We start from the raw sequence: 15,475 nt of genomic DNA on the forward strand, positions 1-15,475 counted from the left end.
CATATTGAACCATGTCCGATTCTGCCGACTCCGACGCCGCCCGTCGAACGGCGGCCCGGACGGCCGTCGAGCAGTGTCTCGAACTCGAGGCCGACGAGTCCTGCGTCGTCGTCACCGACGACAAGCGCGAACCCATCGGCGACGTCCTCTACGAGGTCGCACGCGAAATCACCGACGACGCGACGATCGTCCGGTATCCGCCGGGCGAGCAACACGGTGCCGAACCGCCAGCACCTGTCGCGGCCGCGATGCGCGGTGCCGACGCCTTCCTCGCGCCGACGACCAAGAGCCTGAGCCACACCCGCGCTCGGTCCGATGCGACCGACGAGGGCGCTCGCGGCGCGACCCTGCCGGGGATCACCGACGAGGTGTTCGTCACCGGCCTCGACGCCGATTACGACCGCATCCGCGAGGAGTGCGAACGCATGCTCGAGCGCGTCGCCGGCGCCGACGAGGTGCGCGTGACGACCGAGCGCGGCACCGACATCACCTTCGAACTGGGCGACCGCGAGTGGCTCGACGACACGGGCGACGTGAGCGACCCCGGCTCGTTCTCGAACCTCCCCGCCGGCGAGGTGTTCATCAGCCCCGAGTCCGCCGACGGCACCTACGTCGTCGACGGGACGATGCGCCCCCACGGGCTGCTCGAGGCGGGTCAGGAACTCGAGTTCGTCGTCGAGGACGGCTACGTCACCGAGATTTCGGACGACGAGATCCGTCGGCAGGTCGAGGAAGCCGCCGAGGAGGTCGGCGACGCGGCCTACAACCTCGCGGAACTGGGGATCGGGACGAACGTCGGCGTCACCGACCTCGTGGGCTCCGTCCTCCTGGACGAGAAGGCCGCGGGGACGATCCACATCGCCATCGGCGACAACGCCGGCATCGGCGGCGAGACGGAAGCGCCGCTGCACCTCGACGGCATCGTCCGTGACCCGACGGTCTTCGTCGACGGCGAACAGATCGACCTGCCGACGCCGAGCGAGCAGTAGCGTCGGCGTCCTTTTTTCGCCGTCGAACGTTAAAGTCGCTCGAGCGCGTCGGCGTGTTCGATGCCCGACACTGGGACCGAGGACGAACGCGAGTCGCGGCTCGCCCTCGAGCCAGCCGACGCCTTCGCCGCGCTCGGGAATCCGATCCGCGTCGAGATCCTGCGGGCGTTTCTCGAGCACGCGCAGGCGGATGCGGGGACCGCCGAGCCGGTCGTCCGGTTCTCGACGCTGCGAAAGACCGTCGGGATCAGGGATTCCGGGCGGTTTCGCTACCACCTCGAGCAGCTTCGGGGGAAGTTCGTCGAGAAGTGCGACGGGGACGGTAGGGCTGGCGCGGACGAGACCGCCGCGGGCGCGAACGCCGGCGGCTACCGACTCACGTACGCCGGTTCGGAGGTAATCAACGCGATCATCGCCGGCACATACACCGACCGCGAGCGGCGCGGTCCCGCCGCCCTCGAGAGCGCCTGCGGCCGCTGCGGGACGACCGCCCGCGCCAGCTACCGGGACGGCGTACTCGAGGTGACCTGCGAGAACGACCACCCGTTGTTCGTCTGGACGCTCCCGCCGAACGCCGCCGCGGGCGCCTCGCTCGAGGAGATCGTCGACCTGGCGACGACGCTCGCCGTCCAGTCGTACGAACTGGTCGCCGACGGGACCTGCTCGGAGTGTTACTCGCCGGTCGAGCCGGGGATTCGGCTGCTCGACGAGACCGAGACGAACACCGACGCCGACGCTACTGCCGCCGTCGACGGCCGATCGGTTCGGTTCGCCGCGCGCTGCGACGCCTGCGGCGCCCGGTGGGACGCGCCGGTCGGCTTCGTCCTATTTACCCATCCGCGGGTCGAGTCCCTCTACCATCGGCAGGGGCGACCGATCCGCAGCCAGTACTGGTGGGAGCTCGAGCTCGTCAGCGGCGACGGCCGGATCGAACTTCTCGAGGCCGACGACGGCCCGCAGCGCGTTCGTCTGACCGTCGACGTCGAGGATGCGCGGCTGTGCGCGATCGTCGACGAGACAGCGCGAGTGGTCGACCTCGAGATCGAGTAGCGGCGAACCCGTCCGATAGGTTATAGAAACTTCCTTCGCCAAAGCTTGATTCGCTCGTCGGCGCAAGTGTCAGCGTATGGAGACTCGTCATCCGCTCGCCCCCGACCCGGAGCCCGAGTCCGAATCCGCGGCGGAACCCGGTCGGCTGGCCGCCGTCCGCCGCTTCGTCCCGAGTCCGACGCTGCTCGCCAGCCTCGGGTTCCTCTCGGTACCCGGATACCTGTACGAACCGCTCGAGGCGCTGCAGGTGTTCGCGTTCCTGTTCCTCGCCGCGCTGTGGCCGCTGGCCGCCGGGTTCGCCGGCCTCGTCGGCGGCGCGGTGACGAGCGCTCTCGGGCACGAGCACGAACACGAAACCGAGGGCGAATCCGCCGCTGACGCCGAGGCCGATACGGCGGAGCCGACCGACTGGATCGATTCGGGCGACCGGAGCGTTACCGCTCGCGCCCTCCTTTCGATGCTGCTTCTGCAGTTCCAGCCGATCGTCCTCGTCACGGGGATCCTGCAGATGGTCGGCCACCTCCCGATCCTCGCCCGCTACCGCGGCGATCTGCCGTCCGCGGAGACCTACGAGAGCGACGTCGACTACCGGCTCCCGCTCGAGGGGACCTGGACCGTCGTCAACGGCAGCCCCGATCGGGAGTACTCCCACTCGTGGGGGATTCTCACCCAGCGCTACGCCTACGACTTCGTGATCACCGACGAGGACGGCCGGACGACTGCGGGCGAGCGCGGACCCCCCGAGGAGTACTACTGCTTCGGCGAGCCGGTCCTCGCGCCGGCCGACGGCGTCGTCGTGAGCACCCGAAACGACCACCGCGACTACCACCGAACGAACGGCTGGATGGATCCGCTCCAGCGCTCCATCCTCGGGAACCACGTGATCATCGACCACGAGAACGGCGAGTACAGCGTGCTGGCACATCTCCAGCGGGGCAGCGTCGCTGTCGAATCCGGCGAGCGGGTCGAGCGGGGGCAGCAGGTTGCGCGCTGTGGCAACTCCGGAAACACGACCGAACCCCACCTTCACTTCCACCTGCAGGATCGCTCGTCGTTCTTCCTCGGGATGGGGCTCCCGATCCGGTTCAGCGACGTCCGCACCGCTCACCCGCGGACCGCGACCGAAACCCGCGAGGAGGCGTACGTCCACGCGGGCCAGCGGGTGGCACACGTCGGCGAGTGAGAGCGCGACGGCTCGAACTCGAGCGACGGTTCGACGCGAACGGTGGCGGGGACGGTCCAATCGCCTTTTCAATGCGTGGCGTTTAGAGCGTGCTATGAGCGATACATCGGAGATCCCCGACCGGGTCCCCACGCCCTGCCCCTCGTGCTCGCCGGAGCTCGAGACGGTCCACGAGGTTCTGACCGCCAGCGAGGGCGGCGGAACCGTCACCGTCCGCTGCAGCGAGTGCGGACACGTCCACAAGGTACAGCCCGAACAGGAGCGCGAGGTCACCCTCGACGTCGTCGTCTCGCAGGAGGGCGAGTCCTTCACCGCGAACGTCACCACGCCCGAGGACGAGACCGTCGAGGTCGGCGACGAGTTCATTCTCGAGACCGAGGAGGTCCTCTCGACCGTCCGTGTGACCAGCGTCGAACTCGACGAGCACCGCCGGGTCGAGGAGGCGCCGGCCGACGAGATCGCGACGGTCTGGACCCGCGAGGTCGACAACGTCGCGGTCAACGTCACGGTCCACCCGCAGGACGGCCGACGGGACGACAGCCGCTCCATCACGGTCCGCGTCCCCGGCGACTACGAGTTCGAGGTTGGCGCGGTTGAGGAGTTCGGCGACGACGAGATCGAGATCGACGCCTTCGTCGTCCGCGACGATGCGACGGGCTACGAGCGCGACCGCTACGAGATGGAGGGCGACACGGTCCTCGCGAAGGACGCCAAGCGCGTCTACGCCTACGATCAGACGACCAGCGCTTGGTCGGCCTGGTAACCTCGTTTTCTCTGCGATTCACGACGGCTAATCGTCGGCGCGAGCAGCGGTCACGGTCGTCGATGACTGCGCGGCGCCGCTCGAGGCGAGCCGGTGGACGAGCGAACTGCTCACGAGCTGCTGTACCACGTGGAAGGCGGTGATCGCGGCGACGACTGCGCCGCCGCCGAACGCCGCGCCGACCATCACCGAGACGCTCAGGTTCTTCATCGAACTCGAGAAGAGCACGGCGACGCAGTCGTCGCCGCCCAGCCCGCGGGCGTACAGGGCGGACGCGAGGCCGGCGCTGAGGCCCAACGCGGCCACCGCGAGGCCGCCCACGAACGCGAGTTCCAGGGTGTCGATCCCGCCGGCCGACGCGCCGACGCCGGCGTAGATCAGGATCCCCATCGTCGCGAGGGAGAACGCGTCCAGCCGACCGTCGGAGACAGCGCCGTTCGGGACGAAATAGGCGAGGAGCCCGCCGCCGAGGACGATCGCCGCGAGGTCGACGAGAATCTCGGCGGCGGCGATATCGACCGTCGAGTCGGCGAACAGCGCGATGAGCGACGGCGTCGCGAGCGGCGCGAGCAGCAGCGACGCGAGGGCGATAACCGTCGCCAGCAGCGCGTTCCCGCCGCTCAACCGCGTCCAGATGATCGAACTGCCCGCGGTCAGCGGTGCGGCGAGGACGACGAGGACGCCGAGCAAGAGGTCCCCCGACAGCACCGCCGCGGCGACGGGATACAGCGCGAGCGGCGTGAGCAGGTAGAGACAACCCAGCGAGAGCACGACCGGCACGGACGCGCTTCGCCCCCGGCCGGTCAACTCGGCGAGGTCGAACCCGTAGAACGACGTGAAGATCAGGCCGGCGACGAGGGCGGGGATGATCGGCTGAAGCGGGGCAGCGAAGCTCGGATACGCGACGCCGACGAGCGTCGCAGCGAGGACGACGAGCAGCGACCGTTGCGATCGAACGACTTTCCGGACGGCATCCATATTGACCGATAGCAGCGAGTATCCGACAGGGCCGGTATAGGTCTTCTCAACCCCGCGCGGTCGCGTCTTCGGCCTGTCACGTTCCCGCGATTCGGTTGAACGCCCGCGTTTGAGCCCGGCTCCCGCTCGAGGACGGCGCGGCCGGCATTCGCGCCCGACAGCCTATTGCGCGGGCCGTGCTAGACGCAACCATGTTCGATCGGTTCCGCTCGAGCGCCGACGGCGACCCCGACGTCGACTACGCGGCCGCCCGCGAGCGAATGGTCGATACCGTCGCCCACCGGATCGACGACGACCGCGTCCTCGAGGCCCTCGAGGCGGTTCCGCGCCACGAGTTCGTCCCGCCCGATCGGCGGGGCGACGCCTACGCGGACCGCCCGCTGCCGATCGGGGACGGCCAGACCATCAGCGCACCCCACATGGTCGCGGTCATGGCCGACCGGCTCGATCTCGAGCCCGGCGACGAGGTCCTCGAGATCGGCACCGGCTGCGGCTACCACGCCGCGGTCACCGCCGAAATCGTCGGCCCGGAGCACGTCTACAGCGTCGAGTACGGCGAGGAACTCGCCGAGCAGGCCCGCGAACGGCTCGCCGACGCGGGCTACGGCGAGGTTTCGGTTCGCGTCGGCGACGGCCGCAACGGCTGGCCGGAGCACGCGCCCTACGACGCCGCCTACTTCACCTGCGCGACGCGGGAGCTGCCGGATCCAGTCGTCGAGCAGGCCCGTCCCGGCGGCCGCATCCTCGCTCCTGTCGGGACCAGTCACCAGACCCTCGTGCAGGCCGACAAGCGCGCGGACGGGTCGCTCGAGCGGACCGAACACGGCGGCGTTCGGTTCGTGCAGATGCGCGGCTGACGGGCTCGAGTTCGCAGTCGTCGACGCCCGTCGAGGGGTGAAACCGCACGAGAGAGGGCGGGTAGCGCAAGCGGACCATTCATAACCGGCGATCGGATAGCTCGAGTATGGACCCCGCGGTACTCCGGGAAGACATGGTCGACGGCCTCGAGTCCGCCGCGAAGGACGTCCTCCGGGACGAGGCCGTCGCCGTCGCCATGCGCGACGTCCCCCGCCACGAGTTCGTCGACGACGAGCGGGCGGCCTACGCCGATCGCGAACACGAGGCCTTCGGCACCCGCGTGCTCGCCCCCAGCACGGCCGCCCGCATGCTCCAGGCGCTCGACCTTGAGGAAGGCCACTCCGTGCTGATCGTCGGCGTCGGCGTCGGCTACACGGCCGCCGTCGCAGCCGAACTCGTCGGCGAGGCGAACGTCCACGCGATCGACATCGCCCGCCCGCTCGTCTACGAGGCGCGGGGCAACCTCGCGTCGGCCGGCTACGAGGGCGTCCTCGTCGATCGCCGGGACGGCGCCGACGGCCTCCCCGAGTACGCCCCGTTCGACCGCATCCTGCTCGAGGCCGCGGCGGTCGACCCGCCGCGGGCGCTGCTCGCACAGTTGGCCGATGACGGCCGCCTCGTGCTCCCGCGCGGCTCGCAGTCCCAGCGCCTCGAGGTCGTGACGGCCGACGGCGACCGCGACCCGCGCGGCCCCGTCGCCTTCGATCCGCTGCTCGTGGAGGGCGAACAGTCCGGCGCCGTCGAGCGCAACCGGACGGCGCGCGAGGACGTCGAGCACGCCCAGCGCCGCGCGGAGTCGCGCCGGGGCTGGGAACAGGACTGGATCGAATGGGACGAGGCGATCGACTCGCAGTCGCGGCCACGGTAGGCGCTCTCCTCACAGAACGGGTTCACGCGCGTTCGCTCGCGACGCAGCCGCTACGCTCGAGGAGTAGTCGTCCGAAGCAAGTGGGGGTGGGGGATTGGGGGTGGCGATAGCCTATCGCAGATCGCCACTTCTTGGTAGGGGTTGATCGGGGTTAAATATGATCTCTATCTGTTTAGTACTCTCTCGAGATGAGTACTAATTACTTAGAGTCGCCGTCGAACGCCAGCGACACCAGCTTTCGCTGGGCCGCTCGCAGGTGGTAGTGGTAGGTCGGCGCCGACACGGACAGCGTCGCGGCCAGATCCTCCCCGGTGCTCTCGCGGGGCCACTCGAAGAAGCCGCTGTAGTGGGCCGCCTGCAGCGCCTCGAGTTGCTTGTCGGTCAGGCGCTCCTCGAGGTGGGTATCGAGTTGGCGGGCCGAAAGCGTCGTCCGCTCGCGGCGCGCCTCGAGTTCGGTCTCGGGGTAGGCCTCGGCGATCGATTCGACGAGCGACCGCGGCTCGACCCGCTGGGGCAACTCGAGCGTCATGGTCGTCGCGCCGTCCTCGCCGACCGCCGTCCGCAGGGCGACGTCGTACCCCCGCAGCGTCTCGAAGAACGGCGTCGGTTCGACCGTCACCTCGAACAGGGACTCGTCCTCGCCGTCGCTGACGACCGAGACGCTCGCGACCGACGCCTTGTCCGCGACGAGCTCGGGCAACGCCGCCGTCGCGGGCGCGCTGACGAACGTCACGATCTCGTCGCCGCGGTCGATGACGCCCTCGAGCGCGACGCGGCCGTCGACCCGCTCGGTGAGGCGGTTGAGAAGCAGCCGCGGATCCGTACAGCGGAGCTCGAGCTCGAGCCGGCTGTCGGTCAACAGCGCGCGCGTCCGTTCGACCGAGCGGATCGCGTAGCCGATCGTCTCGCCGAGTTCGCCCAGCACGTCGCGCTCGCCGTCGCCGACCGCGTCGACGCCGCCGACGTGGACGACCAGCGCCCCGCGCTGCCGTTCGTCGTCGACAAGCGGCACCGCCAGCACCGTCTGGAAGCCGTAGGTCAGCGCCTCCTTTCGCCGCGGCTCCCAGGCGTCGTCCTCGAGGACGTTCTCGACGACGCAGACGTCGTTCGCCGCGAGGACGCTCTCGACGAATTCGATTTCGGGCGCACACCTCCCGTCGTCCCGCACTCGATCGACGTACGCGGCGTCGACGCCGGCCCACGCGGTCGGCGCGGGCGGTTCGTCGTCGGCCGTCGCGATCCAGGCGAAGCGGTAGCGGTCGGTGTCGGCGAGCCGTTCGCAGACGATCGACTCGATCTCCTCGCGCGTCGCGGCCTGAGCGACGCCGTGGTTGATCTCGCGGACGATCTCGTTGATGTGGTTGAGCCGGGTGAGCTCCTCGTTCTTTCGCGTGAGCGATCGGTCGCGATCCCGGAGCAGCTCCTCCCGCTCGGCGCGGTCGAGCGCCGCTTCGGTGTTGGCCGCCAGGATGTGCAGGAGCTCGGTCATCGTCTCGTCGAACCCGTCGGCGTCCTCGGTCCGCGCGATCAGGACGCCGTGGGTGCCGAGCGGGACGATCAGTTCGCTCCGGCCGCGGTCGGCCGAGGGTGCGGCGTTCGCCTCCGTTTCCGCTTCCGTTTCCGTCTTCACCTCCCGTTCCGCCTCGGCGATCTCGTCGCACTCGAGGTCCTCGTAGTAGGCGCTGTCCCCCTCCGAGAACGCGTCCCAGACCCGGCTGTCGCCGCGTTCCACCGTCGCCGCGGGCTCGGCCAGCCGCTCCGAATCGGTCGCGGCCGCGCGCTCGAGGCGACCGGCCGTCGGTTCGAACGCGTAGGCGACGGCGAGCGGCACGTCCAGGATGTCGCCGGCGGTGTCGACCGCCGACCGGTAGATCTCGCGCTTGCTCTCGGCCCGCATCAGGTCCCGCGTCGTCTCGTGGAGCGTCGTCAGCGTCCGCTCGTAGCGGCGCTCGCTCTCCCGCAGCTCGGTTTCGGTGCGGTACTGGGCGACGGCGTTCGTGATCTGGTTGGCCAGCAGCGTGTACTGCTCGTCGCCGGTCCCCTTCTGGAGGTACTGCGTGACGCCCGCCGCGATCGCCTCGCTGGCGACCTCCTCGGAGCCGCGTCCGGTAAAGAGAATGAACGGGAGATCCGGATCGTCCTCCCGAACCCGCTCAAGGAGTTCGAGGCCGCTCATCGCCGGCATCTCGTAGTCGCTGACGATGCAGTCGATCGCGCGCCGCTCGCGGAGCTCGAGGGCCTCGTCGGCGCTGGTCGCCGGCACGGCGTCGATCGACTCGCGTTCGCGCTCGAGCATCTCGCAGGCAAGCGTCGCGAAGCCGGGCTCGTTGTCGACGACGAGGACGGTGATGGGATTCGTCATATCGGAACAACGTGTAATTCGCGCTCGAATGATGACGCGACCGGCACGTAAGTTGATCGGACGCCGTCTGCTGATCGGCGTGGGGGTGTCCAAACGGTAAAAACGGGAGTAGAAGCGCGAGTAGTGCTGCTGACAGCGTAAGCGACTGGATGCTCGGACGAAAACGCTCGAGTCGACGTCTCGACGCACGATCGATAATGGTATCTCGAGAAGCGCTCGAGGCGGGATTCGAACCACCCGAACGTCGCTCACGATATTTGTTCGTTCTGTCGATCAACTCCCTTTGTGGGGATGTCGTTCAACCTCCTTTGTGGGGAATCGTCCGCTTACGAGTGACGAATAGACGCCTCGCGGTGCTCGTCGACGTTGTTCGCGGAAGAAGACGCCCGAGGCGGGATTTGAACCCGCGTCACGACCGTGACAGGGTCGTATGATGGGCCACTACACCACCCGGGCTTGCAATACGTCGTTTCCCGGTGAGAGACTTAAGGGTTGTGTTTCATCCCCTCGCCGGCGCGTAATTCTCCCGTTCGCATCTGGCGCGTAAATCGGTTCGAAACGGGTCGGCGGCCGGGTCGTTCAGTCGTCGACCGCGACGAGCGACTCTGACTCGGTCGGTCCGTCGTCGGCGTCGGCGTCGGTCTCGGTGTCGAAGTGAGCGGTCAGCGACTGGAGTTCCTCGGCGCGCTCGGAGAGGGATTCGGCGCTGTCGGAGATCTGTGTGATGGCGCTGGTCTGTTCCTCGGCGGCGGCGGAGACGTTCTGCGCCTCGTCGGCGGTCTGTTCGCTGACGGCCGCGATGTCGTCGACCATCGTCGAGACCTCCTGCGCGGAATCCGCTTGGTCGTCGGTCGCGTCGTTGATCGACTGGATGCCGGCGTTCGCGTCGTCGACCGAGTCGACGATCGACTCGAGCGTATCGACGGTGCGGTCGATCGTCTCCCGGCCGTCCGCGATGCCGTCGCGCATCTCGAACATGTCGTCGGCGACGGACTCGGTCGACGCCTCGACGGTCTCGACGAGGTCCTCGACCTCCTCGGTGGCCTCGGCGGTCTCCTCGGCGAGGGACTTGACTTCGTCGGCGACGACCGCGAAGCCGTCGCCGGCGTCTCCGGCGGTGGCGGCCTCGATGGAGGCGTTCAGCGCGAGCATGTTGGTCTCCTCGGCGATCTGATCGATGAGTTCGACGACCTCGCCGATGCGTTCGACCTCCTCCTGGAGGGTCTCCATCTCTGCGGCGGTGTCGACGGCCTTGGACTCGATGCGGTCCATCTGTTCGACGGCGTCGCTCGCGGCTTCCCGCCCCTCCTCGCCCCGTTCGGCGGCCTGGTCGGCCTGTTCGGCGACGGTGTTCGAGGAGGAGGCGATCTCCTCGACGGTCGCCGAGAGGTCGCTCATCTCGGCCGCTGCAGTGGCCAGTTTCTCGTTTTGGGTTTCAGCGCCGGCGGAAATCTCCTCGATGCTCTCGGCGACCTCGCCGCTCGAGGCGCGGATCTCCTCCGTCGAGGCGGTGACCTCGGAGCTCTTCTCGTCGACCTGCCCGGCGACGGTCTGGATGCGCACGACCATCGCCTCGATGTCGGTCAGCATCTCGTTGAACGCCTCGCCGATCTCGGTCATGGCCTGGCTCTCGCTGGCCGTCTCGAGGCGCTGGGTGAGGTCGCCGTCGGCGGCGGCCTCGATCGAGCGCCGGTACTCGTCGGCCTTCTCCTCCAAGTGCTGGCTCAGGGCTTCGGCCTCGGCTTTCGCTTCCTCGGCCTCGGCCTTGGCCTGTTGGGCCTCCGCCTTCGATTCCTCGGCCTGCTCGCGGGCCCGTTCGGCCTCTTTGGCCTGCTGCTCGACTTCCGTCAGTCGCTCCCGCAGCGTGTTCCGAATCCGGTCGAACAGGCCGGCAAGTTGGCCGAACTCGTCGGTTCGGGACCGGTCGATCTCGACCTCGAGATTCCCGTCCTCGATGGCCTCGGCGTAGCCGGTCATCTCTTCGAGGGAGTTGTTGACGTCCCGGGAGATCACTGCGCCGACGGCGACGAAACCGACGAGCGAGATGCCGATCAGCAGTAGAATGTTCCGGGTGACCGCGCTGGCCGTATCGAACACCGCACTCTCCGGCGCGACGACGGTCACGGCCCAGTCTTTCTCCTCGAGCGGGACCGTCGCCACGACGACCTGATCGTCCCCGACGACGTCGTTTTCGGCCGTCACTTGATCGACGCGAGTCTCCGACGTCCCCGTCTGCAGATGGGGCAGTTTCCCGGCCAGGAACGACTCGTTGTGGATCGCGCTGGGCCGTTCGGCGAGCGTGACCCGGCCGCTCGAGGAGACGACCTCGACCTCGCCGCCGTCGACGGGCGACGTGAGGAGCTTGCTGCGCTCCTCGAGATTGACGGTCACGACGATCGCGTGATCCGTCTGTCCCGAGACCGGACTGACGAACCCGAGCCGCTTCTCGCCGTCGGCGTCGTACGGTTCAAACGACCGCACGTCGCCGCTCGTGTTGAACGCGTCTCCGTTGACCGCCCAGGGCCGGGCCATCTGACCGATCAGATCCCCTTCCCGGTTGAACTGCGTACTCACTTCGATCTCGTCGGTCTCCATGTTGTAGTAGTGGATCGCGTGGACGCTGTCCGGCATCGCCTTGAGATACGTCCGCAGCGCCGCCCGGCGTTCGCTCCCCTCCGCGCGGGTGACGTCGACGCTGTTGGAGATTTCCACGGTGTTTTCGCTCCGATCCTGGACGAACTTGTCGATCCCGTCAGCCTCGCGTTCCGCGGCGTTGCGAAGCGTTTCCTCCGCGTTCGATTCGACGCTCGCCTGCGCTTGCGTGAACGCAACGTAGCCGGTCCCGAGCAGGACGACCGTCAGTACGAGAATCGCGACGCCGATCTTGAAGGCGTATCGGCTCCGCACCGTTTCGTATATCCGTCGATGTAGCGACTCGTCCGACGGTTCGTCGCGTGAGGTCTGCATACGTACTCATGTCATATACGATAATTAAGCCTGATGGCCCGGTAGCTGAAATCTCCCGGTAGCGCCGGTCGTACCGACGAGTTCTCTCGGCGGTGCTGGCCGATCGCGACGCCGTCGACCGCACTCGGCACCCGATTGCAGCGCCGACCCGTCGGGAACCCTGCGCCGATCTGACCTGCGTCGATCCGGCGTCGATGGACGCTACCGGAAGTACGCGCCCTCGAGCAGGTGTGAGGAACCGGACCAGTACGATCAGCGCGCTCTCGAACGGCGACGCTGCGGAGAACGGAACGATACTCGAAAAGCGCCCGAGGCGGGATTTGAACCCGCGTCACGACCGTGACAGGGTCGTATGATGGGCCACTACACCACCCGGGCTTGCAATACTCGGTTCCCCGGTGAGAGACTTAAGGGTTCTGTTCCGTATCGACGGCCGCGCAACTCAACTCGAGGCCTTGACTCTCGAGTGGGGGCGTTTCGCGTGTGCCGACGGCGGCCCGTCCCGCGGTCCGCCCGCTCACGACGGTCGCCGACGCCGCGAGTCGCCCGAGATCGCATCTCGACCGCGCGCGTCGGCGCCGACCGCGCCAGAAGTCGCTGGTCGTGTAGGTCGCAGGAGAAAACGCCCGAGGCGGGATTTGAACCCGCGTCACGACCGTGACAGGGTCGTATGATGGGCCACTACACCACCCGGGCTCGCAGTGCTTCCTTGGTCGGTGGACGTATTATGGCTTTCCAATCGATCGCCGTATGGTACGGTGAGCCGCCCCACGTCCGCGGCGCTCGCGCGACGACTCTCCCCGTCGTTTGCGACAACTGGACGCGCCGCTCACGGATCGATCGGCGAGAATCGAAAAGTGCGCCGACCGGGAATTGAACCCGGGCTATGAGCTTGGGAAGCTCATGTCCTACCACTAGACCACCGGCGCATGTCGTCACTTCGTTCCTCGCGCTCCGTAGCTCGCAGTTCCTGCGGAACTGCTCACCACCGGCGCTCGCTTTCGTTGATCGCTCGCACCGTGGATCGCAAATCCGTCGAATTTGCTCACCACCGGCGCACTGCGGTCAGGTAGCTATAGCCACCGATTCCACTTCAACGTAGCGTTCTCGATCAACCGCCGAATCGCCCGCTCGTCCACTTTTTCCGCTCGAGGGGAGGCTATTTGGCACTCCCGTTCGTATTGACGACAAATGCTTGACCTTCGGTTTTCGGACGCGGAACTGGAACGGCGACGCGAGCACATTACGGACTTTATCAGCGAGCGGGTCGACGCTGCGGGGGCCGACGGTGCGGTCCTCGGACTTTCGGGGGGCATCGACAGCACGCTTACCGCCTACCTCGCCGTCGAAGCGCTCGGGCCCGAGAACGTCCACGGGCTCGTCCTCCCCGCACACGTCAGCAGCGAGGGCAACATGAGCGACGCCGAGCGGGTCGCCCAGGAGCTGGACATCGCGTACGACGTCATCGAAATCGAGCCCATCGTCGACGAGATCCTCTCCGCCTATCCCGAAGCCGAGGGCGACCGCGAGGCCGTCGGCAACGCGCGAGCGCGCGTCCGAGCGGTCCTGAACTACCTCGTCGCCAACCACGAGAGCCGACTCGTCGTCGGCACCGGAAACCGAAGCGAGGCCGCCGTCGGCTACTTCACCAAGTACGGCGACGGCGCCGTCGACTGCCACCCGATCGGCAACCTCTACAAGGGACAAGTCCGCCAGCTCGCGCGCCACGTCGGCGTCCCCGAGGAACTGGCCGCCAAGACGGCCACGGCTGAGCTGTGGGCCGACCAGACCGACGAGGACGAACTGGGGATCAGCTACGAGACGCTCGATTCGATCCTCGCGGCCCACGTCGACGGACCGCTGTCGGTCGCCGCGACCGCCCGCCTGCTCGAGGTCGAGGAAGAAACCGTCGAGCGGGTGCGGACGATGTACGAGCGCAGCGAGCACAAACGCAATGTGCCGCCGGCGCCGGAGCCGCTCGACTGAGTTTGGGCGGTCGGTCAGCCGCTCTCGCCGCCGCTACTTCGCCCGCGTTTGCTTCCGCCGCTCGTCCGCGAGCAGGCCGTACCGGTGGGTGGCCCGGTACTCGCCGTCGACGAACTCGGCGTCCGGTGGCGCCCTCTCGCGCGAAGCCGACCGACTCGAGCGTGTGAACGCCGATCGTGCCGACTGGTTCCGAATCACGACGATCAGCAGGGTGATACTGTCGTCGTCGCAGACGACGTTCTCGAAGAACTCGCGTTCTGCGCGCCGGTGACGGGTTTCGCGCGGCCGATCCCGCGCCGGACCCGCGGGTCGTTAATGCGCGTCTGCAGGAACTCGAGGTCGTCCTCCTCGATCGGCCGCAGATCGACGCGCTCTCCGGGGAGAACGGCTATCCCGGGCATCGTCTCGCGTTCTCTCGCACCCACGACCGTACATTGAGGATCGCTATCGTGTCACAGCGACGTGTTCTGATCGCTGTCGCCGATTACGCGGACGTCACGCACGTCGGTTCGCAGGCGGTGGCGATCCGTTCGGCCGGCTGACCACTGGGCGTTTCCAAAGGTCTTTGCCTCCCCCGTCATAACCTCCCGCTAATGGAGACGGCCGACAACTGTCGGCGTGCCGCCCGCGAAGCCGTTGCGGACGTCGAACCACCGCAGTTGCACGATCTCGTCGAATCCGTTCTCGACGGTGCATCGATGGTTCCAGGCGCACTCACCGTCACGAGCGCCGCGATCGCGGCGTCCGGCGCAGCCGGGGCCGGTGCCAGAACCGGGAACGGGACTGGTAGCACTGGAACCGACACCGACGGACCGCTGCCGTCCGCAACCGAACGCTACGCCGCCGAACTCGAGGGCGAACCCGCAGAGAGCGACGCCGACGCGCTCGTCACGCACGCGGCCGGCGTCCAGCTCATCTACGAGGGCCTGCGGCTCACGCGCACGCTGGCCCACGAGGAGCCCTGGCGCGTCGTCGACGACGAGGCCGAGCCCGACGCCGACGCGATCGAGAGCGACCTCGAGATTCTGGCTGCGGACATCCTCGTCTCGCGGGGGTTCTACCTGCTCGCGCGCACCGACGCCGCGGACAAGGCGGTTCGGACGGTCCAGGCGTTCGGCCGCGACCAGACCAGACGCACGGCGGTCGCCGCCGACGGAACCGGCGACCCCGCGGCGATCGACGCCAACCTCGAGCGGGACATCCTCGAGCTCGCCGTCCAGACCGGCGCGGCCGCCGTCGGCTGCTCGCCCTCCACTCGACTGCTCGCGTTCGCCGACGAACTCGCCGCCGACGCCGGCACCGCCTTCCCGCCGGCCGCGGAGTGTCTGGCCGACCTCGACCTCGAGCCGTCGCTCGGCGAGGACTCGTTCGACGACCGCCCGCTCGAGTTCGACGATCGGTCGCTCGAGGACGGCCCGACGGATCGCGCGACGTCGGCGACGGATCCGTAGCCGTCTCGGCCCGGTGTGGT

At 68.2% G+C, this 15,475-nt stretch carries 11 protein-coding genes, 4 tRNA genes and 1 pseudogene; 8 read left to right on the forward strand and 8 right to left on the reverse strand.

Annotation, left to right across the window (positions count from 1 at the left end):
- Window positions 1-11 precede the first annotated feature (11 nt).
- From ACYQ26_RS03410 to ACYQ26_RS03425, 4 genes are all read left to right on the forward strand, one after another.
- Window positions 12-989 carry an aminopeptidase gene (locus ACYQ26_RS03410; protein WP_459807053.1) on the forward strand — a complete coding sequence of 326 codons (978 nt, stop codon included), beginning with the start codon at window positions 12-14 and terminating at the stop codon, window positions 987-989.
- Window positions 990-1,049: 60 nt separating this feature from the next.
- Complete coding sequence (locus tag ACYQ26_RS03415; protein ID WP_459807055.1) at window positions 1,050-2,039, forward strand: DUF7351 domain-containing protein; 990 nt, start codon at window positions 1,050-1,052, stop codon at window positions 2,037-2,039.
- A gap of 76 nt (window positions 2,040-2,115) precedes the next feature.
- Window positions 2,116-3,222 (forward strand): M23 family metallopeptidase, encoded by a 1,107-nt coding sequence (locus ACYQ26_RS03420; RefSeq protein ID WP_459807057.1) that lies wholly within the window; start codon window positions 2,116-2,118, stop codon window positions 3,220-3,222.
- 94 nt (window positions 3,223-3,316) lie between these two features.
- A complete protein-coding gene (locus tag ACYQ26_RS03425) occupies window positions 3,317-3,985 on the forward strand; it encodes an HVO_0476 family zinc finger protein (protein ID WP_459807059.1) in 669 nt (222 codons plus the stop codon).
- Between the two features lie 27 nt (window positions 3,986-4,012).
- Here ACYQ26_RS03425 and ACYQ26_RS03430 read toward each other — a convergent pair whose 3' ends face one another.
- Window positions 4,013-4,963 (reverse strand): bile acid:sodium symporter, encoded by a 951-nt coding sequence (locus tag ACYQ26_RS03430; RefSeq protein WP_459807061.1) that lies wholly within the window; start codon window positions 4,961-4,963, stop codon window positions 4,013-4,015.
- Window positions 4,964-5,154: 191 nt separating this feature from the next.
- Between ACYQ26_RS03430 and ACYQ26_RS03435 the strand changes: the two genes are divergently transcribed.
- Together ACYQ26_RS03435 and ACYQ26_RS03440 are read left to right on the forward strand one after the other, a co-directional pair.
- On the forward strand, window positions 5,155-5,820 hold the full coding sequence (locus ACYQ26_RS03435; RefSeq protein ID WP_459807063.1) for a protein-L-isoaspartate(D-aspartate) O-methyltransferase: 666 nt from the start codon (window positions 5,155-5,157) through the stop codon (window positions 5,818-5,820).
- Between the two features lie 107 nt (window positions 5,821-5,927).
- A complete protein-coding gene (locus ACYQ26_RS03440; RefSeq protein ID WP_459807065.1) occupies window positions 5,928-6,689 on the forward strand; it encodes a protein-L-isoaspartate O-methyltransferase family protein in 762 nt (253 codons plus the stop codon).
- 199 nt (window positions 6,690-6,888) lie between these two features.
- Here ACYQ26_RS03440 and ACYQ26_RS03445 read toward each other — a convergent pair whose 3' ends face one another.
- The 6 genes from ACYQ26_RS03445 to ACYQ26_RS03470 all read right to left on the reverse strand — a co-directional run bounded on the left by ACYQ26_RS03445 (window position 6,889) and on the right by ACYQ26_RS03470 (window position 12,947).
- On the reverse strand, window positions 6,889-9,051 hold the full coding sequence (locus tag ACYQ26_RS03445; RefSeq protein WP_459807067.1) for a bacterio-opsin activator domain-containing protein: 2,163 nt from the start codon (window positions 9,049-9,051) through the stop codon (window positions 6,889-6,891).
- A gap of 383 nt (window positions 9,052-9,434) precedes the next feature.
- A tRNA-Asp gene (locus ACYQ26_RS03450) sits at window positions 9,435-9,507 on the reverse strand.
- A gap of 123 nt (window positions 9,508-9,630) precedes the next feature.
- The gene (locus tag ACYQ26_RS03455) at window positions 9,631-12,018 is read right to left on the reverse strand and encodes a methyl-accepting chemotaxis protein (protein WP_459807068.1); all 2,388 of its coding nucleotides are present in this window, start codon (window positions 12,016-12,018) and stop codon (window positions 9,631-9,633) included.
- A 305-nt stretch (window positions 12,019-12,323) separates the two neighbouring features.
- Window positions 12,324-12,396: transfer RNA gene (locus tag ACYQ26_RS03460), tRNA-Asp, on the reverse strand.
- 245 nt (window positions 12,397-12,641) lie between these two features.
- Window positions 12,642-12,714 (reverse strand) — tRNA-Asp (locus tag ACYQ26_RS03465).
- A gap of 162 nt (window positions 12,715-12,876) precedes the next feature.
- A tRNA-Gly gene (locus tag ACYQ26_RS03470) sits at window positions 12,877-12,947 on the reverse strand.
- A 262-nt stretch (window positions 12,948-13,209) separates the two neighbouring features.
- Between ACYQ26_RS03470 and ACYQ26_RS03475 the strand changes: the two genes are divergently transcribed.
- On the forward strand, window positions 13,210-14,004 hold the full coding sequence (locus tag ACYQ26_RS03475) for an NAD+ synthase (RefSeq protein WP_459807070.1): 795 nt from the start codon (window positions 13,210-13,212) through the stop codon (window positions 14,002-14,004).
- 33 nt (window positions 14,005-14,037) lie between these two features.
- Here ACYQ26_RS03475 and ACYQ26_RS03480 read toward each other — a convergent pair.
- Window positions 14,038-14,405 (reverse strand): annotated as a pseudogene (locus ACYQ26_RS03480) (GNAT family N-acetyltransferase).
- 192 nt (window positions 14,406-14,597) lie between these two features.
- On the opposite strand from ACYQ26_RS03480, the gene ACYQ26_RS03485 reads away from it, so the two are divergent.
- Entirely contained in the window at window positions 14,598-15,455 is an 858-nt protein-coding gene (locus ACYQ26_RS03485) for a DUF7114 family protein (RefSeq protein ID WP_459807071.1), read from the forward strand.
- Window positions 15,456-15,475: the final 20 nt, after the last annotated feature.

It is taken from the genome of Halopiger thermotolerans (assembly GCF_054654555.1).